The organism is Geothrix paludis, from assembly GCF_022808815.1.
GTDB lineage: Bacteria > Acidobacteriota > Holophagae > Holophagales > Holophagaceae > Geothrix > Geothrix paludis.
The window spans coordinates 57,756-80,313 of sequence record NZ_JAKZLC010000005.1; the positions used below are offsets into that span (position 1 = coordinate 57,756).

A 22,558-nucleotide genomic window follows, 5' to 3' on the forward strand; every position below is an offset into this window, starting at 1 on the left:
CATGAACTGGTCCTACCTCGGCATCGCGGCCCTCCTGCCGCTCACCCTCGCCCTCGCGGCGACGCTCCTGGCCGGAGCCATCCAAGCCCTTCGACTCCACCGCCAGGGCGGGAGCAGCCGGGTGGCGCTAGGCCGCTTCCTCCGGACGATGGCGCTGGTGTTCCCGCTGGCCTTTGTGGCCGCAACCCTGTGGGATGGCCGGGCCACCTGGCGCGGGCTCCTTGGAGCGGCCCTCGGCCGACCCGTGGACCAACGGGTGATGGGTCTCCTCCGCTCCCATGGCGAGGGGTTCCTTGCCAAGGACCCGGCCAAGGCAGCCACCTGGTTTCGGAAGGCGGCCAACGGCGGCGACGCGCGTGCCCAGTACCTGTTCGCCCGGGCCCTGGCCTCCGGTACGGGAGTTCCGAGGAATCCCGGCGAAGCCCTGACCTGGGCCGAGTCCGCCGCCCGGCAGGGCGATGATGATGCCATGGTGCTGGCGGGGGACCTCCTGCGACCGTCGGATCCCGTTGCTGCCGAGACCTGGTACCAGCAAGCCCTGGCAGCTCTCCGCCCCCGAATCGCCCGGCGTGATCCCGAGGCTTGCCTCGCCCAGGGGCTGATGATGGCCTACGGGAAGGGCACGCCCAAAGACCTTGTGGAGGGTGTGGCCTGGATGAAAGTGGCTGAGCGCCTGGGCCTGCGCGGCCTCAGGGTCATCGCCGTCCACCTGGCCGAAGCCCAGCTCCCACCCACCCAGCGCGCCGAAGCCACCCAGCGCGCCGAGGACCTAATGAAGTCCCTGCCAGCGGAAAAGCGGGGGCAGGATTAACAGGATGAGAAGAAGGATTAACAGGATTCAAATCGCATCGATTCCTTTTTAATCCTGTTAATCCAGCACTTAATCCTGTTAATCCTGTCCAAGCCTTTCGGTGTGCCGCCGCCTACCCCGCCATGATGCTGAAGCCGCCGTCCACGTAGAGCACTTGGCCGGTGATGCCGCGGCCCATGTCGCTGACGAGGAACACGCCGGCATCACCCACTTCCAGCTGGTCCGTGTCGCGCTGCAGCGGGGTGTGGGAACGGTGGGCCTTCAGCTTGGAGCCGATGCCCGGGATGGCCGAGGAGGCCAGGGTCTTGATGGGGCCGGCGGAGATGGCGTTCACGCGGATGCCCTGGGGGCCCAGGTCGGCGGCAAGATATCGCACCGTGGACTCCAGGGCGGCCTTGGCCACGCCCATCACGTTGTAGCCCGGCACCACCCGCTCGCCGCCCAGGTAGCTGAGGGTCACGATGGAGCCACCCTCAGCCATGAGGGGCTGGGCCGCATTGCAGACGGCCGCCAGGGAGTAGGCGCTGATGTCGTGGGCCACGCGGAAGTCCTCGCGGCTGGTCTCCACGAAGCGGCCTTCCAGGGCCTGCCGGGGCGCGTAGGCCACCGCGTGCACCAGGAAGTCGAGCTTGCCCCACTTCTTGCGAATCTCGTCGAAGGCCATGACGATCTGGCTGTCGCTGCCCACGTCCATGGGTAGCAGGAGGGGATTCTTCAGCTCCGCCGCCAGCTCGCGGACGTTCTCGCCCAGGCGCTCGTTCTGGTAGGTCAGGCAGAGCTGGGCGCCGGCCTCGGCCACCTTCTGGGTGATGCCCCAGGCGATGGACCGCTTATTCGCCACGCCGATGATCAGGCCCCGTTTCCCTTCCAACAATCCGCCCTTGGCGCTCATGCGATCTCCTCCAGAGCCATGTGCAAACAATCACTTAGCATAGCCGAACCCGCGCCGCCACGCTATACCCGGGGTCAGGATGGGACCGTTGCCCATGGCTGCCGGATTCTCATGGAAAACCTTCCAGATTCCCACCCCAATCCTGTTCATCCTGCCTTCAATCCTGTTAATCCTGTCTTCGCGTTCGCTTGAAGGATGCCCGTGCCCCTCCCCGTCCCCATCGCCCTTGTGTTCCTGGCCCAGCCCGCGGCGCCATCCTTCCGGGCCGACCTCGACGCCGGGCGCTACCTCAAGGTGCTCGCGGACGCGGAAGCCCGCCTGCGCCAGGACCCGAACGATGCCGCGGCCTGGGCGGCCAAGTCCCAGGCCCTCTCCAGCCTCCAGCGCTTCGCCGAGGCCCACTCGGCCGCAGATCGCGCCTTGGCCGCGAACCCCCGCCTGGCGGACGCCCTCCTGGCCCGGGGCCTGGCCCGGGCGGGCGAGGCCATCCGCCAGCGGGACCTCGGCAGCCTCCGCGGCGCCCTGGGCGCCATGGACGACCTGCGCGCCGCCACCGAAGCCGATCCCACCCTCGCCCCCGCCTGGATGAGCCTCGGTCTGGCCTATGAGATGTTGCCGGGCATCCTGGGCGGCTCCACCCGGAAGGCCCTGCGCTGCGCCGACCAGCTCCGCCGCGTGGCCCCGGCCCGGGGGGACCTTCTCCAGGCCCTGGTCCTGGTGGAAGAAGACAAGTGGTGGGAAGCCCAGCCGTACTTCGGTCGCGCCTTGGCCCAGGCGCCGCAGGATCCCGAAGTGGTGGGCCAGTGGCTCGATGCCCTGGACCGCCGCCCCGCCAAGAAGGCCCTGGGCGAAGCCGGGAAGAACGCCCGCCTGCTCGCCGAGGCCGCTCGTCTGCTGCCCGGCGTGCGCACCCGCGCCCGGGGCGTAGCCGCCACCAGCGACGCCTACCTGCACGGCGGCCGCCCCGACCTCGCCTGGCAAGTGGTCCAGGACCACCTCGCCCAGGTGGACGCCCCCAGCCTCCTCCGCCTGCAGCTCGGCAAAGTGGCCGCCGTCAGCGGTCTCCACCGCCCTGAAGGCCTGGCTGCCCTGGACCAGGTCCTCCGCGAGCCCCTCGAAGGCGGCGCCGCTGGCTACCCCGGCACCTGGTGGCGCAAAGGCCAGATCCTGCGTGACCTCGGAAGGAAAGACGAAGCCCGCAAGGCCGCCCAGGAGGCCCTGCGGCTGGATCCGAAGCATCGGGGGGCGAGGGAGCTGATGGACATACCCTAGCGAACTCGAGATCTTGTCCAGATAAATGTCTAGCGCTGAAAACACCTTGTTTGTGAGCCCTTCCATGAACCTCTCACCAATTCCATTCAATCGCCCACGCGCCATAGGCAGAGAAAGGACCTATCTCCATCAAGCCCTCGAAAGTGAGCGGTGGTGCGGAAATGGAGTCTTTACCCAGCGAGCTCAAGCCCTATTCGAATCCCGATTTGGATTCCGTAAAGTCCTCCTCACACCCTCCTGCACGGACGCTCTCGAGATGGCTGCCCTCCTTTCAGCTGTCGGCCCGGGCGACGAAGTCATCATCCCTTCCTACACCTTTGTCTCTACGGCCAACCCCTTCATTCTCCGTGGAGCAAAGGTGGTGTTCGCAGACAGCCTTCCCCGCCACCCGAACCTGGATCCAGACCAGCTGGAGGCCCTGGCAACCAGCCGTACCCGAGCGATCGTGGTTATGCACTACGGCGGAGTCGCCTGCGACATGGGTAGGATCCTCGGCTGGGCCCAACAGCGAGGCCTTCTCGTGATCGAGGATGCGGCCCATTGCATTGATGCGCGTTTCAGGGACAGCCCTCTCGGGAGCCTCGGGCACCTGGGCACCTTCTCCTTCCACGAGACTAAGAACATCGCTTGCGGAGAGGGGGGTGCCCTCGCGGTGAACGACGAGAAGCTCGCCCCCCGGGCCGAGGTCATCCGCGAGAAGGGCACGAACCGTGCCGCCTTCTTCCGGGGCGAGGTGGACAAGTACGGCTGGGTGGACGTCGGTTCCAGCTTCCTCCCCTCCGAGTTCGCGGCTGCCGTGCTGCTGGCCCAGCTCGAGGAGGTGGACGCCATCCAGGCCAGGCGGGTGGCCATCTGGGAGCGTTACGCGACTGGCCTGTCAGACCTCCCGCGCAGGGGCGATGTGATCCTGCCAGTCCTTCCACCCTACGCCAGCCAGAACGCTCACGTTTTCTACCTGGTCACCGACACCCTCGAGACCCGCTCGCGCCTGATGGCCCACCTCAAGGAACGGGGCATCGGCGCAGTTTTCCACTACCAGAGCCTGCACCAGAGCGCCTTCTACCGGGACCAGCACGATGGCCGCGCCCTTCCGAACTCGGACCGGTTCACGGACTGCCTGCTCCGCCTCCCGCTGTATGAGGGGCTCGCGCACGAGGAGGTCGACCGGGTGGTCGAGGCCGTCACCCAGTTCTTCGGCTAGGTCCGCCGCGCCACGAGGAAGAGTGATCCCCCTGCGGGAAAATCCATGCCAGCCCTGATGAAGGCCCGTTCAACCGTCAGCACCGCTGTCAGGACGCTCTGCTTCCACGGCGAGAGGTCGAACTCCGCGAGGGGATTGAAGGAGTCCTTCTTCCTTTGGATGCGCAGGCGGCTGAAAGCGAGGGCTGGGAGCAGCAGGGACACGAAGGAGCCCGCGCGGAGGGGCTTCAATCCGGCACGCCTCACCTTCTCGAGCAGGTCCTTCCGTCGGTACCGGCGGACGTGGAAGGACTTCTCGTCGATCACAGTCCAAAGCCACGGATGCTGGGGCACCGTGATGAGGACCACCCCCCCGGGCTTGCAGGCCTCCGCCACCGAGTCCAGCACGCGCTGGTCCTCTTCGATGTGTTCCAGCACATCGAAGAGACCGATGGCATCGAATTCCTCCCAGAAGGGAATCTTCCGGGCATCGATTTGGAGGAACGTCGCGCTCGGTAGCCGTCCGGCGGCGTAGGCCAGCCCCTCCACGAACAGCTCGGCTCCGCTCAGCTCGAGGTCCGGATGGACCTCGGCGATTCCCTTCAGAACGAATCCTGTGCCGCACCCGATTTCTAGGAACTTTCCCTCGGGTTCGACATACCGCTTGAATGCCCACTGAAGCAGCCGGTTTCTCGCCCGAAACCAGAAGTGCCCGACCTCCCGGCTGGCCAAGGCCTCGTAGAAAGTGGCGGAGTAGCCCTGCCCCTCCGAGGGGCGCGGACCACCGAGGAGAGGGATCCCGCCGGTCCATTCCGGCTCCCACCCGCAGGCCGGGCAGTGCCACCCATCTTCCTCGAAAAGCCGGGCACAGGACGGGCAACGTTTCACGCCAACCTCTGGAAGACGGTGGCGGAAGCCGAGATCGAGGCCTTCAGGTGGGAGGTATCTGCCATAATTCCGGAATGTTAACCGCAAACGCGCAGGATTCGACGGATCGACCGGCGGAGGAGGGGCCGGGCAGCCTTTTTCGCGAAGGCTCCTTGCTCAGGATACTGGGATGGGTGACCGTGGCTGGGCTGGTGCTCACCTCAATATATCTGGCGGTGAACCGGATCTTCCAGGTGGACGAGGCCCAGCAGGTCTTCCAGTCGGTGATCCTAGCCCGGGGCCAGTCTTCGAGCTTCTACACCTACGCGCCGCTCCACCACCTGGGACCCATGGCCTGGGTGGCGCATCACGCCGGCACGGCCAAAGACATGTTCACATGGGACCGGCTGATCTACCTGGTCGTGTTCTGGATCAACCTCCTGCTCCTCGCACGGATCTGCGCGGGCGGCTGGCGCAACCGGTCCTTCCTGCCATGGCTCCTGTTCGCGGCCACCCTGGAGCCAGTTTGGGACTACGGCTTCGAGATCCGGCACGACAACCTGCTCCTCACCGGGATTCTCCTCCTGTGGCTGCTGGTCCGGGGCGAAGCCCGGCGTTCCTGGGTCACTGCGGGCTTCACCGGCCTGCTTGCCATCGTCCTCCAGTTCATCGCCTTCAAGGCGTTCCTCTACTGGATTCCCTGCACGCTGGCCATCCTACTGTTCCCGCCTCCCGCCGTCCAGCCGTCGGGGCGATTGCGACTGGCGCTCGAATGGCTCGGGGGCGCGCTCCTCGGCCTCGTCCTGGTCCGTCTCGCCTACGCCCTCGGGGGCGGCTGGAGCGTGGCCCTGGAGGGATTCCGGGGAGGCGTATCCGTATCTGCCTCCGTGGAACGCTTCTCCCCCTTCCCCGCCCTGTTCCGGATGGTCAGTCAAACTCCCCTAGTGGTGGCTTTGGGAATGGCAGCCGCCGCGGCCGCCATCCACCGGTGGGTTGCAGAGGGACGGTCCTTCGTAGGCTGGGGGACAGCGTTCCCGGAGCTAGTTCTCCTGACCTGCCTGCTTGCCTCCTTCCTGGCCAACCCGACCCCCTTCCCATACAACCTGCTCTTCCTGGCCCCCTTCCTCCTGATCGCCGGGGCTGGGCTCGTCCGCCGGGTCCTTCCGGAGCGCCGACCGGCCGTCGTAGCCATGGCAGTCGCCACCGCGGCCTTCTGCCACTTCGTGCCCTTCCTGAGCCAGACGTACCGCCATTTCGGCCGAACCAACGACCGGCAGGAAGAGCTCATGACACTCGCAGAGCGGATGACAGACCCCGCCCGGGACAGGGTGTTCGACGGCACCGGTCTCGTTCCCACCCGGGCCACCGTCGGGTACCACTGGCTGGTGCACTCCCTCACCCTCAGGCATTTCCAGGATGGTAGCTGGCCCTCCGTGCGCGAGTTGCTCGAAAAAAATCCGGCCCCGATCGTCATCCCGAACTACCGGACAAACTGGCTTCCCGCAGCTGACCGCAGCTTCCTCACCAGCCACTACGTCGCCCTGGCGGATGACTTTCTCGTGTTGGGCTCCACCATGCCATCCGGGGGCGGAACCTACGTCTGCCTCCAGCCCGGCCGCTACGAGATCATGCTCGCCGGGCCACCGGAGGCCGGGAAGGTGGCTCCGATCGAGGTGGACGGACGCGCCGTGGCGCCTGAATCGGTCCTGAACCTGACCCGGGGCCCCCACGAGGTCAGGACCGAATCCCCTGCCCGGGCCATCATCGTGTGGCTCGGTCCCAGCCTCGACAAGGTTCCCCGGCTGGCTCCGGGCAGCCACCTCAACCTCTTCGTGAACTGGTACTGAATTCCCCAGGATCCCATGGCACCCCACCCTTCCCCGCGCATATCCATCGTGGCCCCGACCTATCGCTGCTCGACTTGCCTAGTGGAACTGCACCGGCGGATCGTCTCGGCCTTCGCAGGGATGCCGGGTTCGGATTTCGAGTTAATCCTGGTGAACGATGGAAGCCCGGAGGACGACTGGCAACGGATCGAGGAACTGGCGACCTCGGATTCCAGGATCAAGGGCATCAACCTCTCCAGGAACTTCGGTCAGCACCATGCCATCAGCGCAGGTGTCGACCATGCGGACGGAGACTGGGTGGTAGTCATGGACGCCGACCTCCAAGATCGGCCCGAGGAGATCCCAAGGTTGTACGAAAAGGCCATGGCCGGGGATTTCGACGTGGTCTTCGCCCAGCGGGTCTTCCGCCAAGATCCGGTAATGAAGGTTCTCCTTTCCCGGGCCTTCAACCTACTGATCAACACCCTCAGCAGCCTTCCCATCGATCCGACCATCGGCAACTTCTCCATCGCCTCGAGGCAGGTCATTACCGCCTACCGGAAACTCCGGGAATCCAGCCGATCCTATGGACTCGGCATCCTCTGGTGCGGGTTCCGGGTGGGATACCTCCCTGTGGAGCATGGCGCCCGGTTCGCCGGACGGTCCTCCTACAGCCTCGGTCGGTCCATCCACCTAGCGCTGGAATCCATCACCTCCCTATCCAACAAGCCCCTCCGGATGGCCATCAATGTGGGGTTTTCCATCTCCTTCACGGCCTTCCTGTACGGCCTGTACCTGATCCTCAGGTACCTGTTCCATGCTGTGCCAGTCCCTGGGTGGACAAGCACCGTCGTCTCCGTGTACTTCCTCTCGGGCATGATCCTCGCATTCATGGGGATCCTAGGGCTCTACCTGGGGAAGGTGTTCGATGAAGTCAAAGGTCGACCGCTCTATATCATTCGGAAAACGCTCAATTTCGACCAGGAACAGGATGGAGTCTGAGGAACTGGCATGCTGACGACCATCCTGGACTACCTGGATTCTGAGCGACCTGGCCGCGTCCAGGTCGGTCCCGCCATCCTAGACGGGGATCGGTCCTTCACGCTCAAGGAAGTGGAACGCGTCGGTCGAATCTTCGGAACCCACCTGCTCCGACTCACGGAGATCCGGCGCCGGCCCATAGCCGTCTTCCTTCCCAAATGCGCAGAGGTCGTATTCGCGGACCTCGGCATCCTCTCCACGGGAAACCTCTTCACGAACCTGGACGTGAAATCCCCCGCCCAGCGCATCCGGAACATCCTGGACAACCTCGATCCGGCGCTCGTCGTCACATCCCGGAACTTGGCTCCATGGCTGACAGAACTCGGCCTCGATAACTCCCGGCTGGTCCTCGTGGAAGACGTGCTCGACGGAACCACCTCCCCAGACGACGCGGTTCTCGACCAGCGACGGCGGGGGATCCTGGATACCGATCCCCTATGCATCATCAACACCTCCGGTTCCACCGGGACTCCCAAAGGCGTCGTCCTGCACCACCGGGGGCTCATCGACTTCATGGAATGGGCCTTCGAGACCCTGCCACTGGACGGAACCGAACGAATCGGGAGTCTTTCTCCCTTCCACTTCGACATCTACCTCTTGGAATTGGTCCTCTGCCTCGCCAGGGGCGCCACCCTTGTGATAATCCCGGAGGAGATAGCGGCCTTTCCGGCCAGCCTCATGCGGTTACTCCGGGAGCGGGAAATCACCTTCCTCTTTTGGGTACCCACCATCATGGTCACCATCGCGAACCAGGGGCTGCTCGAAACCCTGCCCGTGGCGAGCCTCCGAACCATCTTCTTCGCGGGGGAGGTATTCCCCACCCGGCACCTGAACCTATGGAGGAAAGCCCTCCCGGAGGCGGTGTTCGTGAACCTCTACGGTCCCATCGAGATCCATGTGGACTGCACCTACTTCATCGTGGAGAGGAAACTGCAGGACGACGAGCCCCTCCCCATCGGGTTTCCATGCCGGAACACGGACATCCTCATCCTGGACGAAAACGACCGTCCCTGCCCTCCTGGGCGGCAGGGAGAGCTTTGCGTCCGCGGAAGTTCTGTCGCCCACGGGTACTGGAACGACCCGGAGAAGACCGCCCAAGCCTTCGTCCAGAACCCCCTGCAGGATTGCTATCCCGAGCGCATCTACCGGACAGGCGACTTGGTCTACCTGAACGAACGAGGCGAGATCATGTTCGTCGGGAGGATGGACTACCAGATCAAGCACATGGGCTATCGCATCGAGCTCCCGGAGATCGAACACCAGGTGTTGGCCCTTCCCGGCATCCGGAATGCATGCGTGCTGTACCACCGGAGCCGGAAGGAGATCACGCTCTTCTATGAATCGGCCCATGGGACGGTCACTCCGGCCACCCTCCGTCTCGCCCTCGCCGAAGTGTTCCCGAAGTACATGATCCCGACGGTCTTCCACCAGTTGGAGACCCTACCCCGAAACCCCAACGGAAAGATCGACCGCCATGGGCTGCAGGGGCTCTTGGAGGAGCGCCCGTGAGCCTGGGGATCCGCAGCGTCGAGGATTTCCGGCGCGCCCTGCAGGCGATCAAGGCTTCCGGCCCTGGCTTCTCGACCACCTTCTTCGCGGGAATGTCCCAGCTGGAGGTCTGGCTCGCCGCCGGCCGGATCGAGTTCCTCCTCACTCGCGAAGGGCTTCTGATCGCCCGGAGGGATCGCGATTTCCTTCACCTCCACCATCTCGTCCCGGAGCCTGGGGCGCTACCCGGCCTTCTTCAGGCCCTTCCCACAGCATGGAAGGACCGGACGCTCGTGGCTGACCTTGTCGGGCGGCCGGAGGATCTGTCCCGGATCGCGGACGGGTACCTGGGCCACGGATTCCAGGAACACCGGTCCCTGGTGCGTATGGGACGGACGGGCCACCCGGAACCCCGCGCCTTCCGGGATCCTTCGGTGGCGTCCGCCGGGCCGGAGGAGGCCGGGGAGATCGTCGCGTTCCTGGAGCGCCTGCTGGACCGCTTCGCGGAACAGATCCCGGAAGCGGCCGAGGTTGCGGATTGGGCCTCCCAGGGGTGGGTGCTGGCCTCGCGGGCAGACGGACGCCTGGCAGGCGTTCTCATCTTCGAGTACCAAGGCAGGTCCTGTAGGCTCCTCTTCTGGCACGTGGATGAAGCATGCCGCCATGCCGGAATCGGCTCCGGACTCATCCACGAATTTTTCCGCCTGACCCAGGGAGTGACCCGGACGAGCCTCTGGGTGATGTCGGACAACCAGAATTCCCTGGCCATGTATCGGCATTACGGATTCCAGGAGGAGAATGCCGTCGACCGTATCCTGATCCGTCATCCTCTTCCGGAAGGAGCCTCCATATGACCCCTCTCCTCGAGATCCTCCAGGACATCCGCCCCGAGTGTGATTTCTCGGCTTCCGAAGACTTTCTCGCCGACGGCCTGCTCGATTCCATGGACATGGTGACCCTCGTCTCGGACCTCGACCGAACCTTTGGCATCTCCATCGACGGCCTGGACATCATTCCGGAGCATTTCGCCAACCTCCGAACCATCGAGCTCCTCCTGGAGAAGTACGGAGTGAAGGCGTGAACTTCCTCTTCGACGGGTGCGCCCTGACGGGACTGCTCACGGTGCTGCCGTCGCACGAGCGGTCTTTCGTGGACGAGATGGCCAACTTCAACTTCCCGCTGAAGCGGTCCCTAAAGCTCAAGGAGGTCATGGGGTACGACAGGCACCGGATCGTCCAGGGCCCGGTCTGCGCCTCCGACCTCGTCTGCTTCGGCCTGGAGCACCTGTTCAGCCACGGCCTGCTCGAGAAGGACGGGTTCGACGCCCTGGTGCTGGTGACGCAGTCGCCGGACCATTTCATTCCACCCACCAGCAATGTCGTACAAGGCCGCCTGGGCTTGAAGCAGGACCTCCTCTGCATGGACATCAACCAGGGGTGCGCCGGCTTCCTCATCGGCCTGTTCCAGGCCTTCCTGCTTCTCGGCCAGCCTTCCGTGCGGCGCGTGGTCCTCGCCAACGTCGACCTTCTCAGCCGCAAGGTGTCGCCGAGGGACCGCAACAGCTATCCCCTCATCGGCGACGCTGCCTCCATCGCCATCCTCGAGCGCCAGAAAGGGGCCGCTCCCATCCACATGAACCTGAAGATGGACGGCACCCGCCGGGAGGCGCTGATGATTCCCGCCGGCGGCTTTCGCCAACCCTCCTCTCCAGAAACGGCCATCGAATCGGAGGATGCCGAGGGGAACTTCCGGGCCCCTGACAACCTGGTGATGGACGGATCGGCCGTCTTCAACTTCGTCCAGGTCGAGGTCCCCCCGATGATCGAGTCCCTGCTGGAAACCGCGGGCCGCAGCCTGGACGAGGTGGACGCCTTCCTCTTCCACCAGCCGAACCGTTTCATGCTGGAGAAGCTGGCCGACAAGATCGGACTGCCGCGCGCGAAGATGCCGAGCAACATCGTCGAACATTTCGGTAATTCGAGCGGCGTCACCATTCCCCTGGCCCTGGCCTTCAATCTGCGGGAACAGGTACTCCATGAGCGGATCCGCGCCTGCCTCGGAGGCTTCGGAGTGGGCCTCACCTGGGCCTCGATGCTCATGGAGATCGGACCGTTGGGTTTCTGTGATCTGATCGATTTCCAATAGGCAAGGTCACCATGGTCCCAGCATGTGTAAATCCCATGGATATGACAGGGCGGCATGTCCTGGTCACGGGTGCAGGCTCCGGCATCGGCCGATCGGTGGCCACCCTTTTGGATCGCCTCGGGGCCACGCTGAGCCTCGTCGATCTGTCCCCCTCCGGACTGGAGGAGTCCTTGTCCCTACTGGGATCAGGCCGACATCGCACCCTGCTCTCTGATCTCTCCAACCTCCAAGAAGCTGATGACCTCCTCAGGCAGGCGGTGAATGCCGGTGGCCGGCTCTACGGGATGGTCCACTCTGCCGGGATTCAGGAGGTTCTCCCGGCCAAATCCCTGACCGTGGAGAGTTGGAGGAAGGTATTCGCCGTGAATGCCGAAGCTGGCTTGGCTCTCGCCAAGGGGTTCCAGAGCCGGAAGATCTATGGTGGTGAACGGGGGTCCATTGTGTTCATCTCTTCGATCATGGGACTGGTGGGCTCCCCGGGTGCGATCGCCTATTCCATGAGCAAAGCCGCGCTACACGGCATGGCGCGGTCCCTGGCCCTGGAGTACGCGCCGCGAAGCATCCGGGTGAATTGCGTCGCGCCTGGATTTGTGAAGACTGCCCTCCTCGAGAGAACCAGTCGGATATGGGGAGCAGAGCAGGCCAAAGCGGTCGAATCCCTGCACCCTCTGGGCTTTGGCGAACCCGAAGATGTGGCCCATGCTGTAGCCTTCCTGTTGGCCGACACCGGCCGGTGGATCACCGGAAGCGTGCTGGTCGTGGATGGCGGCTACCTCGCCAGATGAGCATCCATCCTTCAAGGAGCATGGTGTGACCTTCCCGCCCGAGAACCCGTTCCCCTCCTGCATTCTGATCACTGGCGCTTCCTCCGGCCTGGGCCGGGAGATCGCCATTCACCTTTCTGCCCACCATCGCCTGCTTCTCAATGGCAGGAACCTTCAGAGGCTTGAAGAGACAAGGGACAGGTGCCGTCCCGCCCCCGGCGGGCACCTGATCTGGCCTTTCGACCTTCTTGAATCGGAGGCGGCCGGCGGCTCCCTCGAGGCCTTCCTGAGGCAGCACGGCGCCCTGGTCGAGGCGTTCGTGCATTCGGCCGCACTGCTTCAGATCCTCCCTCTGCGCAGCCTCACGGTCCAGATGGTGCAAGCGGGCCTGAACGTCTCGGTGGCCTCTCCAGTGGCCATCCTCCAGGCCCTCATGAAGCGGAAAGTGAACCAGAGACAGCTCCGGAATGTGGTCTTCATCTCGAGCATCGCAAGTCAATTCGGGGCCAAGGGCTTCAGTGCCTACGCCGCCTCCAAGGGCGCCATGGACGCCCTGATGAAATCACTCGCTATCGAACTCGCGCCAGAGGTTCGGGTCAATTCGATCCTTCCCGGTGGGATCCAAACCCCCATGACCGAGGGCATCCTAGGGGATCCACAGATGGCTTCGAAATTCGAGCGGGACTACCCCCTGGGGATCGGGGAACCCCAGGATATTTCAGAGATGGTCGAATTCCTGTTGTCCGGGCGCTCGCGGTGGATCACGGGCCAGCCCTTCATCGTGGATGGAGGACGTACGTCCAATATCACGGCTTGAGGCGCGCCCCGTAGGTCAGGCGTTGAACAGGACAATGCCGGCCAGGATCAGGGCCGCCCCAATCCATTGTCTGCGGTGGATGCGCTCATCCAGGAAAAGGACGGAGAACAAGCCCACGAATACATAGTTGAACGGAAGGATGACAACCGCGTACTTCAGCGGGAGCGTCCGGTAGACATAGAGGTTCATGACCGTGACTCCGAGCAGGATGAGGTACCCCACCAGGGTATGGGGATTGAGGTAGACCCTCAGCAAGGGACGCCCCAGGCTCTGCCTGGCTCCGATTTTGAACAGGACATGCCCCACTGCCACCAGCAAGGCTCCGAGGTAGGCGATCAGGAAACACCTAAGCATGGCGGGCCGCCTTCCCGGGATACATCAGACAGCCAATCCCCCCGGCGATCAGAAGGGATCCCGCCAGGTTGAATGACGTCAGGTGCTCGTTGAATACGAACCGGCTGATGAGAGGGATCGCCAGGTAGATGCCGCTCATGAACAGGTAGGCTTTGAAAAGAGGAACGCGGCGAAGAGCCAGCGGCCAGAACAGCGCTTGGAGGGCGAGGCACCCCAACGAGGCCAAGTAGTAATGGTTATGCGACAGCCTATCGACCGTGAAGGGGGTCATGACCATGGCCGCCCGTTTCCCGAACACCGCTGACAAGATCTGAAAGCCGAGCGACAGAAGGATGAAGAAGTAAGACGTTCCTTTGTTCATGGATGGACCTGGTCTGGGCCGATTATTTCATAATGTTTGTGCATGACCAGCCAAGACCGCACGACCTTGAACCCGAGGTGGCCAACCTCCAGGTTCATGATCGGCAGATTAATGGCGGACACTGAGGTGTGAATGTCTCGGATTCCCATATCAAAGTAGGTGGCCAACCCCACGTAATCGTGGATCACCCCAAGTCCGGAAGCCTTGAATTCATTGGAAACCCCCCCGATGAGCAGCCTCGCCTCGTCGGGTCCCGTGCGACGGATGGTGGCGAAACTGACTACCTCCTCCGACTCCAGGCTCCTCATCACAAACACATGCTCCTGGGGGTCGGCAAAGGATTTCCGGACGTAGGCCTGATACCTGCGCCCCGAGAGTTCCGGTCCGAGCATCGGATCAGTCGTGATCCTATCGTGGGCAAAGATGTCAGCCGCGAGTTCCAGCACCGGGTCCAGCCCCGCCTCCTCAGTGACCACCTCGAACCGGTAGGGATAACCCTTCACTTCGGGTCTCAGTTTCATGCGGTGTCGCAGCTGGAGCTGGAATTCCGCAAACCGGAAACCCTGGGATTCGAGGCTCCTGATCGAGGCCACATCCTCCGCAGGTAGCCGCAGCGACGCATACCTCGGCCTCAAGGGCAGGACGGAGGCCTGTTCAAACTGATGGAAGTCCACCGCAGGATCGAAATCCTGGATCTCAACGACGGGACCGCCCAGAACGTACGAATCAATCTGATTGAGTTCAGCGCGCATGCTCACACCCTCGAATCCGCTCAATGCATTTCAACTAATGGAACGCCCGCCATCCATCACGATCGTTTGTCCCGTGATGCCTGTGGATGCTTGTGAAAGCAGGAAGGCGACAGCACCTCCCGGGTCAGATGCAGGAACTTTCTCCCTAGGCCCGCCAAGGCCCAGCAGCAGGCAATTGACCTTGATCCTCGGCGCCCACTCCACGGCCAGGGCGCGCGTCAACGATTCGAGCGCGCCAGATCCAACCGCGCGCTCCGTGTCGCCCCGCCGGGCCGAATGCGCTTCCACGCCAGCCACAAAGACCACGGTGCCAAGGGCCTCCTGATTGAATCGACGGCTGGCCACCAATCGGCAGAGTTCGATGCCGCAGTGGACATCCCGCCGCAAAGCGGATTCAAACTGAAGGCAATCCAGCGGCTCCGGATCGGATCCGGGCTCCGTCACGGCGCAATGGACCAGATTCTGGATGAGGGCGTCCTCGAATTTCAGCTTCGCTCCGAGAGCGGCCTCCAGGCTTTCGACTTCCGAAAGCTCTTGCGCCCAGATGAGGTGAGGCGCGGAAGGGACGCAGGATCGGCGCAGCCGTTCGAGTTCCTCGGCGTCCTGATCCGCCAGCAGCAACCTTCGGGTCCTGGCCAGATGGAGCGCGATGGCGGTGCCTGCCTTCGAAGTGGCACCAGTAATGAGGGTGAGCAGGTGTTCCAAGGTTCAGCTCACGGATGAGGGGTAGTCCACGATTTCGCACATCCGAAGAGGACCCAGGTCCATCACCATTGAGCTCCAGACGAGGCCGACCCCGAACCCGGCGATGCAGGCCCGGATCCGTTTCTCCAGGAGCGAGGACCCCAGGTTGTGGGTAATGTTCGTGGGGATGCTGACCGAGGCGCTGTTGCCGTAGATCCCCACGATGTTGCTCGGCAGCTTCTCCCTGGGGATCCTCAGCTTGTCCGCCATCTGCTGAAGGATGAACTGGTTTGGCTGGTGGAACAGGAACCGGTCGATGCTGTCGATGGTCTCACCTGAAAACACAAGAATCTCCTCGATGAGCGGGGGCACATCCTCGAGGGTGAAATTGAAGACGCCTGCCCCGTTCATGGCAATGTGCTCGAGGCTGCGATGGACCCCCTCCTCGACAGGAACGACTTGGAGGGTTTCCTGGGTGGAAGGCTGGCGGTAGGCCCCGGCCGGCACGATGATCGAATCGAAGCGGGAACCGTCGGTCCGGATGTTCATGAATGTCGGCGCGACTCCCTCGGTCCGGGAGACGACCGTGGCAGAACCGGCGTCACCCACCAGGGGCCAGGAAACCCGGTTGAGGGGAGACAGTTGCTTGCTTGCAGTATCTCCGCACAGCAGCACCACTTTCCGCATGCCCGGAAGATCCAGGAGCATGAACGACTGGATGAGTCCCAGCAGGAAGCCTGAGCATCCCTGGGGCACATCCATGCACAGGACCTCCCGATCAAGGCCCATCCGACCATGGATGACGTTGCTTGAAGGAGGAACGAAATAGTCCGGGGTGAGCGACACGAACACGATGGCCCCGATTTCATCCCGGCCTAGAGCGCCCGAATCCAGGAGCCGCCGGAAGGCCGCCACACAAAGATCAACCGACGTCACATCCGGAGGGGCGATCCGGTGCCGGTCCACGCCCATCATTTTCTTGAACCGCCGCGCCTTCTCTTCCGTGAGCTGGTAGTTCTTGAACTCTTCATCGAACCGCAATTCCTGCTGTGGAACGGTAACCACCATCGACTCGATCGCCTTGTTTCCGAACGTGGTCCTCATGCTGTTCCCCCGAATCAAACCACCGTGCGACCGCCATCCACGCTCATGAGCATACCCGTGATCCACCGGGCTTCTTGGGAGACCAGGAACCGCACGGCCGCCACCACGTCTTCGACCCGGCCGATGCCCAACGGGTACTTCGAAGCAGCCTTCGAAAGAAAATCCGGACCCTCAAGAGTCGTCTTGGACATGGGCGTCGGGACAATGCCAGGCAGCACCCCATTGACTCGCACCTGTGGCGCCAGCTGGACAGCCAGGGCCGCCACAAGACCATCCAGGGCGCCCTTCGTGGCACTGTACAGCGCTGCCCCCGGTTCACCCCTCCGGCTTGCGGCACTCGACACAAGCACCACGGATTCCAAGCTCTGTGGATCAGGCCCCTGGAGGATGGCCTGCAACATCGCCACGGCGGAAAGCACATTCACCCGGAACTGTTCCCTGACCATGGCAGGCCGGGCCTCCCGGACTGCCCCCACCTGCACCATCCCTGCGCAATGAACCAGGCACGACACGCGCTCGCCCCCCCACAGGAGGGCGGAAAGCCCATCCTTGACCCCCCCCAAGTCCCGCAGGTCCGCCACCCATTCGAGGTGGTGCCCAGGACGGGGGCACGCTTCCGCCAACGCACAGGTGCGCGCAGGATCCCGGCCATGAAGGAGGAGAGCCCTCTGCGGGGCAAGCGACATCGCAATCGCATGCCCGATGCCTGAGGTACTTCCTGTGATCAGGGTCCGAGCGCCGGGCATGAAGACAGCTATTTCCTGCTGGTACGGCTTGCCAGGAAATTCGCCAGATCCGAAGCCTTGATAAATTTGGAGATGTCCTCCGGAGTGATGGTGACCCCGTACGCGGAATCAGCCATGGCCAGGATGGAGAGCACGGTCAGGGAATCCCAGTCGGCGAAATCACGAAGGACATCGTCCGGCCTGACTTCTTCGATATCGAGGATCTCGGCCAATCGGGTGTACAACTCGTCCATATCGCAACAACCTCCATAGCTGGCGTTCAGCACGTGGGCAAGATTCAGGCCTGGTTCTAGGGTAGCTGAAGAATTCCGCCGTACCGCTCTACCTCCCGGATGATTCGGTGCCAGGTCTCCAGCTTCCGGTACCACTCCAGGGTGATGGTGGTGCTGTCCTTGGCGAGCCGGCCGGCCTCAAGGCCCTCCCAGATCTCTCGGGCGCCATCGGCCGCGGTCCAGCGGGCCGTCCAACCCAGGGTCCGCTCAACCTTACCGAAGGCCACGCGGTAGGAACGATGGTCCGGATCGCCGTACCACTCGATGGAGACGGGACGGGGCATGACCCTGACCATCTCCTGGGCAAGGGGCCCGAGCTGGTAGTTGTTCCGGTCGGAACCCACGTTGAAGATCTCGCCGTTGATGCGGGAGGGCTCCGCCTCCAACAACAGGCACATCACGTCGGTGGTGTCCTGCACGTGGACCATCGGTCGCCACTGACTCCCGTCCCGCATGAGCGGGATAACGCCGTTCTTCCAAGCCCCGTAGGTCATACCATTGATCGCAAGGTCGAAGCGCATCCGCTGGGAGGCCCCATAGACGGTCGCCTGGCGGATCACCACGACGGTGAAGGTGTCAGAAGCCAGAGGGAGCACAGCCTGCTCCGCCATCTCATTGGCTCTCGCGTAGGTGGTGAGGGGATTCGTCGGAGCGGTTTCATCCACCAGCCGATCCTCGCCCTGGAACCCGTAGATGCTGCAGGAGGATGGAAGCAGGTAGCGCTGCACCCCGAGGTCCCGCGCCAGGCCGGCCGTCGCCGCTCGGGAAGCGTGGTTGATCTGGTACGTGGCCTCCTGGAATAGTTCCCCGCTCGGGTCATTGGAAATGGCCACCAGGTCGATGACGGCGTCGATCCCGGCGAGATGCTCCGGCCCCAGCCGCCGCGAGTCCTCCTGGACGACTTCGAGCCCTTCCTGGGACGGGAGCTTGTCCAGCCCGAAGAAGAACCGGTCCAGGGCCCGCACGCGGTATCCACGGTCGAGGAGCTTCGGGACGAGCACACTTCCGATGTAACCTCCAGCCCCGGTCACCAGCACCGTTCGGATCATGGCCGACCCCCTTTCTCTTCTTGAAGTCCGCCGATCCTGTTCTCGCAGGCGAGCATCATGGCGTTCGCCTCTGCAAGGCTCTCGAAGGTTCCCGCGTCGGTCCAGCCACCTTCCACGATGTCGTAGCTCAGTTGCCCGAGCCGGATGTAGCAGTTGTTCACCGACGTGATTTCGTACTCGCCCCGGGGGGAGATCCCCATTTCCCGGATGAGGTCCCAGACTTGACAGTCGTAGCAGTAGGCGCCCACCACCGCATAGGAACTCTTGGGGCTGGCAGGCTTCTCCTCAATTTCGAGGACTTGTTTCTCATCCAGCGCCGCCACGCCATAGCGGGAGGGATCGTCCACACGCTTCAGGAGCACCCGGGCGCCGCGGTCCTGCTCGAGAAACCGTCGCACAAACCCCCGAATGGAATGAGTAAAGATGTTGTCGCCCAGCAATACGGTCACTGGTTGACCCCCAGCGAAATCCTCCGCAAGGGCGAGGGCATCCGCGATGCCCAGCGCATCTTCCTGCACCCGGTAGGTGAACTGGCAGCCGAAGGCCTTGCCGCTGCCCAGGAGGCGAACCACCTCGCCCATGTGCTCCGTGCTCGTGATGATGAGGATGTCCTGGATGCCGGCCCCCACCAGTTGTCGTACCGGGTGGAAGATCATCGGCTCCCGGCCCACAGGAAGGAGGTGTTTGTTGGTGACCTTGGTGAGGGGGTAGAGGCGGGTGCCCTTTCCTCCGGCCAAGACAATGCCCTTCACGCGTTGGTCGCCTGAGGTGTGCATGAAAACCCCGGATGGTATCCCAGGAGTCTACACTGCGGCATCGTTCCGCCCATTCCCCGATGCCCCACCGCAGGCCTTCTCCGGAACAGGCTGGGCATGCCCCTATAAACCCACACCCGAATGCCCCATCGCGCCATTAATGTGACGCCCCAGGGCACCCACGCCTCCTTCGGGACCAAAGTAAGTCTCGCCTTCTCTCTGTTCACCTTGGTTAGATGGGCCTAGAATCCCTTCATACAGCCCCTGGCACGAGATTTGAAACCTAGTCTCGGCCCCATCACAAAGGAGACGCCTCATGAAGAAGCAGTCCGGCTTCACCCTCATCGAACTGCTGCTGGTCCTCGCGATCATCGGCATCATCAGCGCCATCGCCATCCCGGCCCTGCTCAGCCAGCGCGCCCGGGCCCGCGACAAAGCTTCCATCGACAACATGGTCGGCCGTGTGGGCGATCTGGTGGGCCAGTGGGATAAGTCCCGTGAGGCGGGCACGCCTGCTTCGGGTGCCATCGCCAGCATGCAGGCTTATCTGACGAATACCGGCGGCGCTGACAAGAACCCCTGGAACGGCACGGCCGGCGCTCCGTCTACTGCTTTCAATGCGTCGTTCAACACTCAGACCGGCAACATGACCGCCAGTGCGTTCGCCACCGCCTGTTCGGGCACGGCGACCACGGGTAATTTCGGTCAGGCCCAGTTCAGCTACCAGATTCCCACGGCCTCGGGTGCCCCCGGGTTCTTTGGTGGCGCGGTCTATGTGCAGAACAAGGTGTCTGGTAAGAATGTGGTCATCAAGGTCTCCAGCCTCGAGTAGCCTTCAATCTCGACATATCTTAATTGAACGGGGGGCCGCGGCCCCCCGTTCTCGTGCTGGAGTTCCGATGCTTCTGCTTCGCCGCCTGCGGCTCCTGGCCCCGTTCCTGGCCGGAAGTTTCGTCCTCCTATTGAGCCTCGCCGCCCTCTGGACTTACTACCGGGGACCAGCCGTGGGCCTCTCGGGGTTCGTGGCTGACGGCCTCCATAACCCCACGGCGCGAGCCTTCGCGATCTCGCTGCTCTTGCGAGAAGTACTTCCTCTTTACCTGGGCGCGGGAATCCTCCTCTGGTTGGTATCCCTAGCCTGGGGCACCATTTTTGATCGGAATTGGGGGCAAAACTGGGGCTTCGGAACGGCCTTTGGGCTCACCCTTGCAGCAATAGCTTGGATCCACCTTGCCCTTTGGTGGCGAGTGCCATCCGCCCTCTGGGTGATTCCTGTTGTTCAGCACCTGCCCTTTTTCCTCACCTTTCCTTTGCTCATTCTGCTCATCGTAGGCCCCATGGCCCGATGGGCCAGCCTTCGTTGGGGGCGTCGGGCATGGTACTTGGTACCAGGATGGTTGCTTATCTGGTCCGCCTTGGCTCAGACACCTTTCCTTCTGAGTCGCCGTATCCCAACGGAACCACCCGGGCGAAGACCCGTACAGATTCTTCTGCTGGGCATCGACGCGCTTCGGCCGGATATCGCCGAACCTGAAGGCTTAGGAACCTGGTCCGGCACGCACTACCCGAATGCCTACACCATGGTGCCAGCCACCCGTCTCTTCTACAGCCTGCTCTGGGGGGGCGACCCCGCTCAGTTCAGCATCGGAACCGCCCTGCCCTCCGAGGAGGAAATTAATGGGAAACTGCGCTATGCCCTCCTGGATGCTTACCGCGCCCGGGGTTTGAAGGTTCGCTTCTATATCGACGATGGCGGCACGATCGGTCTGGCGGGCCGAGGGTCCAGTTTCTTCGATGACACCGCCATGCCTGCTGCTGGATGGGAGAACTTCGTCAATTCGAACCTGGCCGTCCATCTTCCCCTCTATGCCAGTTGGCTGGACACACTTCGGGTGTTCCCCTCCACCAATCCCTGGGCCGCTTTAGAAGCGGGGCTGAGGGAGACTCTGGAACGTGGACGAGGCGCGGATGTGGTGATGTTCCACTCCTGCCACCTACACCAACCCATCTTCCTCAGTCGGCCTGAACTACAGGACATTCCTCACTGGTGGACCTTGCGCCCAATGGACCTCCGGCCGGTGCCTGGGCTTCCGGCGGTCCGCCCAGAGGACGTGGCCAACACCGATGTTCGGAAGGATCCACTCGGCACCTATCGCATCCGGGTGCGCCATCTGCTCACCGCCTGGAAGCCCATGTGGCAAGATCTCCAGCGAGACCCCGACTATGCCCAGGCGACCCGCGTGCTCTTCGCGGATCATGGAGAACGGTTCTACCATGCCACAGAGACCCTCCGACTGCAGGGCACCCACGGCTATGACCTAGACCCCTGGGAGTTGCGGGTTCCATTCGTGGTGGCCGGCCCCGCATTCAGGAACGGCTCAGGCCCACAGCAGGCTGTGGACATGCTGGAACTCCGTGATGCCATGGCCTTGAAGCTCCTGGCACAGAAGCCCATCACCCCCGCCAGTTTCGGGTCTCGGCCTTTTGCAGCCGTTCGCTACCATACCCTCTCTACTGACATCTACCGGCCGGATCCGGACGGAGTCCATTACCTTGCCTACGATTCAAAGAATATCGTCCAAGGGGCGGCCATGTTGCCTCACGGAGTCTGGTTGCTCCGCTTCCAAGCAGATCTGGACGAGCGACAGAAGGAAATCAGCGTGGCCCGCGCTGAAGAGGATCGGCTCGACATCTACAAGCCGCTAGCAGGCGGCGGCGCCCACCACATCACGTACCAGGGATTTGCTCTAAAGAGCATGGTTGAGATCGACGAGGTCTCCTTCCAGAAAGCCAAACATGAGATCGAAGCTGAATACCTGAGGCCCCTCTCCCTGCCGTCGACCCGGTAGGTTCATGTCAGAACTCAATGGGCCCCGCCATGGTCATGGCGGGGCCCATTGAGTTCTGGTGTCTCCCTGCTTTACTTAAGGCGCGCCAGTTCCTCGCCAGACTGGTTGGTCTGGTAGGCAGTGGCACCACCAAGGGTGGTGTCGGTAACGGTCAGAGTGTAGGTGAGGCCACTGTCATCGACCGCCACGGTGTAGTTCATGAGGCTGTTGCCTTTGGGCTGGAACGTGGGGAGAAGGGTGGGGCCGGTGCTGGCGCTGCCGTCCGCCTTCCATTCATAGGTGCCCTTGACCGCATAGATGCCCGTCTCGGCCTTGCGGTTCTCCAGTGACATCTGGAGGGACTTGGCGTTGGACATGGCATCGCCGATGACCCGGGCCCTGCGCCGCTGACCCAGGTAGCTGGGGATGGCGATGGCGCTGAGGATGCCGATGAGGGCCAGGACCAGCAGGAGCTCGATGAGGGAGAAACCCCGCGCCCGGCCGGCACGGCGGGGCGACAGGCGGGACAGCAGACCGGACATGAGAGGACC

25 protein-coding genes are annotated in these 22,558 nt (G+C 63.2%); 13 read left to right on the forward strand and 12 right to left on the reverse strand.

The features are described 5' to 3' along the window. Position 1: 1 nt before the first annotated feature. On the forward strand, positions 2–811 hold the full coding sequence (locus MLE64_RS12895) for a tetratricopeptide repeat protein (protein WP_243318209.1): 810 nt from the start codon (positions 2–4) through the stop codon (positions 809–811). 112 nt (positions 812–923) lie between these two features. On the opposite strand, the gene MLE64_RS12900 is transcribed toward MLE64_RS12895, so the two are convergent. Continuing rightward, positions 924–1,703 (reverse strand): enoyl-ACP reductase FabI, encoded by a 780-nt coding sequence (locus MLE64_RS12900; protein WP_243294240.1) that lies wholly within the window; start codon positions 1,701–1,703, stop codon positions 924–926. Between the two features lie 201 nt (positions 1,704–1,904). On the opposite strand from MLE64_RS12900, the gene MLE64_RS15975 reads away from it, so the two are divergent. Beyond that, positions 1,905–2,975, forward strand: a complete 1,071-nt coding sequence (locus tag MLE64_RS15975; RefSeq protein ID WP_243318211.1) for a tetratricopeptide repeat protein — start codon at positions 1,905–1,907, stop codon at positions 2,973–2,975. A gap of 64 nt (positions 2,976–3,039) precedes the next feature. After that, positions 3,040–4,176: a dTDP-4-amino-4,6-dideoxygalactose transaminase gene (rffA, locus tag MLE64_RS12910; RefSeq protein WP_243318215.1), complete on the forward strand. Its 1,137-nt coding sequence runs from the start codon at positions 3,040–3,042 to the stop codon at positions 4,174–4,176. Here rffA and MLE64_RS12915 read toward each other — a convergent pair. Next, a complete protein-coding gene (locus tag MLE64_RS12915) occupies positions 4,173–4,886 on the reverse strand; it encodes a class I SAM-dependent methyltransferase (RefSeq protein ID WP_243318216.1) in 714 nt (237 codons plus the stop codon). The genes rffA and MLE64_RS12915 overlap by 4 nt on opposite strands. 308 nt (positions 4,887–5,194) lie before the next feature. On the opposite strand from MLE64_RS12915, the gene MLE64_RS12920 reads away from it, so the two are divergent. From MLE64_RS12920 to MLE64_RS12955, 8 genes are read left to right on the forward strand one after another with little or no spacing between them, the layout of a single operon-like run. Next, a complete protein-coding gene (locus tag MLE64_RS12920; RefSeq protein ID WP_243318218.1) occupies positions 5,195–6,868 on the forward strand; it encodes a hypothetical protein in 1,674 nt (557 codons plus the stop codon). 15 nt (positions 6,869–6,883) lie between these two features. After that, a complete protein-coding gene (locus MLE64_RS12925) occupies positions 6,884–7,849 on the forward strand; it encodes a glycosyltransferase family 2 protein (RefSeq protein WP_243318220.1) in 966 nt (321 codons plus the stop codon). A gap of 9 nt (positions 7,850–7,858) precedes the next feature. Then, a complete protein-coding gene (locus MLE64_RS12930; protein ID WP_243318222.1) occupies positions 7,859–9,397 on the forward strand; it encodes an amino acid adenylation domain-containing protein in 1,539 nt (512 codons plus the stop codon). Continuing rightward, complete coding sequence (locus MLE64_RS12935; protein WP_243318223.1) at positions 9,394–10,230, forward strand: GNAT family N-acetyltransferase; 837 nt, start codon at positions 9,394–9,396, stop codon at positions 10,228–10,230. The genes MLE64_RS12930 and MLE64_RS12935 overlap by 4 nt, the downstream gene beginning before the upstream one ends. Then, entirely contained in the window at positions 10,227–10,457 is a 231-nt protein-coding gene (locus tag MLE64_RS12940) for an acyl carrier protein (RefSeq protein ID WP_243318225.1), read from the forward strand. Before MLE64_RS12935 ends, MLE64_RS12940 begins: the two co-directional genes overlap by 4 nt. Next, positions 10,454–11,521, forward strand: coding sequence for a 3-oxoacyl-ACP synthase III family protein (locus tag MLE64_RS12945; protein ID WP_243318227.1), 1,068 nt, complete (start codon positions 10,454–10,456; stop codon positions 11,519–11,521). The genes MLE64_RS12940 and MLE64_RS12945 overlap by 4 nt, the downstream gene beginning before the upstream one ends. Before the next feature lie 41 nt (positions 11,522–11,562). Further along, entirely contained in the window at positions 11,563–12,306 is a 744-nt protein-coding gene (locus MLE64_RS12950) for an SDR family NAD(P)-dependent oxidoreductase (RefSeq protein WP_243318595.1), read from the forward strand. Further along, entirely contained in the window at positions 12,284–13,102 is an 819-nt protein-coding gene (locus tag MLE64_RS12955; RefSeq protein ID WP_243318229.1) for an SDR family NAD(P)-dependent oxidoreductase, read from the forward strand. Before MLE64_RS12950 ends, MLE64_RS12955 begins: the two co-directional genes overlap by 23 nt. Before the next feature lie 15 nt (positions 13,103–13,117). Here the strand turns inward: MLE64_RS12955 and MLE64_RS12960 are convergent, their stop codons facing one another. From MLE64_RS12960 to MLE64_RS13000, 9 genes are read right to left on the reverse strand one after another with little or no spacing between them, the layout of a single operon-like run. Then, positions 13,118–13,456, reverse strand: a complete 339-nt coding sequence (locus MLE64_RS12960; RefSeq protein ID WP_243318231.1) for an EamA family transporter — start codon at positions 13,454–13,456, stop codon at positions 13,118–13,120. Further along, entirely contained in the window at positions 13,449–13,817 is a 369-nt protein-coding gene (locus tag MLE64_RS12965; protein WP_243318234.1) for a DMT family transporter, read from the reverse strand. The genes MLE64_RS12960 and MLE64_RS12965 overlap by 8 nt, the downstream gene beginning before the upstream one ends. Beyond that, a complete protein-coding gene (locus MLE64_RS12970) occupies positions 13,814–14,569 on the reverse strand; it encodes a GNAT family protein (RefSeq protein WP_243318236.1) in 756 nt (251 codons plus the stop codon). The genes MLE64_RS12965 and MLE64_RS12970 overlap by 4 nt, the downstream gene beginning before the upstream one ends. A 30-nt stretch (positions 14,570–14,599) precedes the next feature. Beyond that, positions 14,600–15,274, reverse strand: a complete 675-nt coding sequence (locus tag MLE64_RS12975; RefSeq protein ID WP_243318238.1) for an SDR family oxidoreductase — start codon at positions 15,272–15,274, stop codon at positions 14,600–14,602. Positions 15,275–15,277: 3 nt separating this feature from the next. After that, complete coding sequence (locus MLE64_RS12980) at positions 15,278–16,357, reverse strand: 3-oxoacyl-ACP synthase III family protein (RefSeq protein WP_243318240.1); 1,080 nt, start codon at positions 16,355–16,357, stop codon at positions 15,278–15,280. Positions 16,358–16,371: 14 nt separating this feature from the next. Further along, on the reverse strand, positions 16,372–17,103 hold the full coding sequence (locus MLE64_RS12985) for an SDR family NAD(P)-dependent oxidoreductase (RefSeq protein ID WP_279343096.1): 732 nt from the start codon (positions 17,101–17,103) through the stop codon (positions 16,372–16,374). Between the two features lie 8 nt (positions 17,104–17,111). Then, on the reverse strand, positions 17,112–17,336 hold the full coding sequence (locus MLE64_RS12990; protein WP_243318242.1) for an acyl carrier protein: 225 nt from the start codon (positions 17,334–17,336) through the stop codon (positions 17,112–17,114). Between the two features lie 56 nt (positions 17,337–17,392). Then, positions 17,393–18,424: an NAD-dependent epimerase/dehydratase family protein gene (locus tag MLE64_RS12995; RefSeq protein WP_243318244.1), complete on the reverse strand. Its 1,032-nt coding sequence runs from the start codon at positions 18,422–18,424 to the stop codon at positions 17,393–17,395. Then, positions 18,421–19,176, reverse strand: coding sequence for a sugar phosphate nucleotidyltransferase (locus tag MLE64_RS13000; RefSeq protein WP_423748259.1), 756 nt, complete (start codon positions 19,174–19,176; stop codon positions 18,421–18,423). The genes MLE64_RS12995 and MLE64_RS13000 overlap by 4 nt, the downstream gene beginning before the upstream one ends. 319 nt (positions 19,177–19,495) lie before the next feature. Here MLE64_RS13000 and MLE64_RS15980 point away from each other — a divergent pair, with 319 nt between their 5' ends. Together MLE64_RS15980 and MLE64_RS13010 are read left to right on the forward strand one after the other, a co-directional pair. Next, positions 19,496–20,011: a prepilin-type N-terminal cleavage/methylation domain-containing protein gene (locus tag MLE64_RS15980; protein ID WP_341482285.1), complete on the forward strand. Its 516-nt coding sequence runs from the start codon at positions 19,496–19,498 to the stop codon at positions 20,009–20,011. Between the two features lie 67 nt (positions 20,012–20,078). Then, a complete protein-coding gene (locus MLE64_RS13010) occupies positions 20,079–22,028 on the forward strand; it encodes a hypothetical protein (protein WP_243318248.1) in 1,950 nt (649 codons plus the stop codon). A 71-nt stretch (positions 22,029–22,099) separates the two neighbouring features. Here the strand turns inward: MLE64_RS13010 and MLE64_RS13015 are convergent, their stop codons facing one another. Next, the gene (locus MLE64_RS13015; RefSeq protein ID WP_243318250.1) at positions 22,100–22,549 is read right to left on the reverse strand and encodes a type IV pilin protein; all 450 of its coding nucleotides are present in this window, start codon (positions 22,547–22,549) and stop codon (positions 22,100–22,102) included. Positions 22,550–22,558: the final 9 nt, after the last annotated feature.

What these genes read in the sequence shown, in the direction of transcription:
- MLE64_RS12895 (WP_243318209.1), top strand. Translation starts at nt 2, where the DNA reads ATGAACTGGTCCTACCTCGGCATCGCGGCCCTCCTGCCGCTCACCCTC.
- MLE64_RS12900 (WP_243294240.1), bottom strand. Translation starts at nt 1,703, where the DNA reads ATGAGCGCCAAGGGCGGATTGTTGGAAGGGAAACGGGGCCTGATCATC.
- rffA (WP_243318215.1), top strand. Translation starts at nt 3,040, where the DNA reads ATGAACCTCTCACCAATTCCATTCAATCGCCCACGCGCCATAGGCAGA.
- MLE64_RS12925 (WP_243318220.1), top strand. Translation starts at nt 6,884, where the DNA reads ATGGCACCCCACCCTTCCCCGCGCATATCCATCGTGGCCCCGACCTAT.
- MLE64_RS12930 (WP_243318222.1), top strand. Translation starts at nt 7,859, where the DNA reads ATGCTGACGACCATCCTGGACTACCTGGATTCTGAGCGACCTGGCCGC.
- MLE64_RS12940 (WP_243318225.1), top strand. Translation starts at nt 10,227, where the DNA reads ATGACCCCTCTCCTCGAGATCCTCCAGGACATCCGCCCCGAGTGTGAT.
- MLE64_RS12950 (WP_243318595.1), top strand. Translation starts at nt 11,563, where the DNA reads ATGACAGGGCGGCATGTCCTGGTCACGGGTGCAGGCTCCGGCATCGGC.
- MLE64_RS12955 (WP_243318229.1), top strand. Translation starts at nt 12,284, where the DNA reads ATGGCGGCTACCTCGCCAGATGAGCATCCATCCTTCAAGGAGCATGGT.
- MLE64_RS12960 (WP_243318231.1), bottom strand. Translation starts at nt 13,456, where the DNA reads ATGCTTAGGTGTTTCCTGATCGCCTACCTCGGAGCCTTGCTGGTGGCA.
- MLE64_RS12965 (WP_243318234.1), bottom strand. Translation starts at nt 13,817, where the DNA reads ATGAACAAAGGAACGTCTTACTTCTTCATCCTTCTGTCGCTCGGCTTT.
- MLE64_RS12970 (WP_243318236.1), bottom strand. Translation starts at nt 14,569, where the DNA reads ATGCGCGCTGAACTCAATCAGATTGATTCGTACGTTCTGGGCGGTCCC.
- MLE64_RS12980 (WP_243318240.1), bottom strand. Translation starts at nt 16,357, where the DNA reads ATGAGGACCACGTTCGGAAACAAGGCGATCGAGTCGATGGTGGTTACC.
- MLE64_RS12985 (WP_279343096.1), bottom strand. Translation starts at nt 17,103, where the DNA reads ATGCCCGGCGCTCGGACCCTGATCACAGGAAGTACCTCAGGCATCGGG.
- MLE64_RS12990 (WP_243318242.1), bottom strand. Translation starts at nt 17,336, where the DNA reads ATGGACGAGTTGTACACCCGATTGGCCGAGATCCTCGATATCGAAGAA.
- MLE64_RS12995 (WP_243318244.1), bottom strand. Translation starts at nt 18,424, where the DNA reads ATGATCCGAACGGTGCTGGTGACCGGGGCTGGAGGTTACATCGGAAGT.
- MLE64_RS15980 (WP_341482285.1), top strand. Translation starts at nt 19,496, where the DNA reads ATGAAGAAGCAGTCCGGCTTCACCCTCATCGAACTGCTGCTGGTCCTC.
- MLE64_RS13010 (WP_243318248.1), top strand. Translation starts at nt 20,079, where the DNA reads ATGCTTCTGCTTCGCCGCCTGCGGCTCCTGGCCCCGTTCCTGGCCGGA.
- MLE64_RS13015 (WP_243318250.1), bottom strand. Translation starts at nt 22,549, where the DNA reads ATGTCCGGTCTGCTGTCCCGCCTGTCGCCCCGCCGTGCCGGCCGGGCG.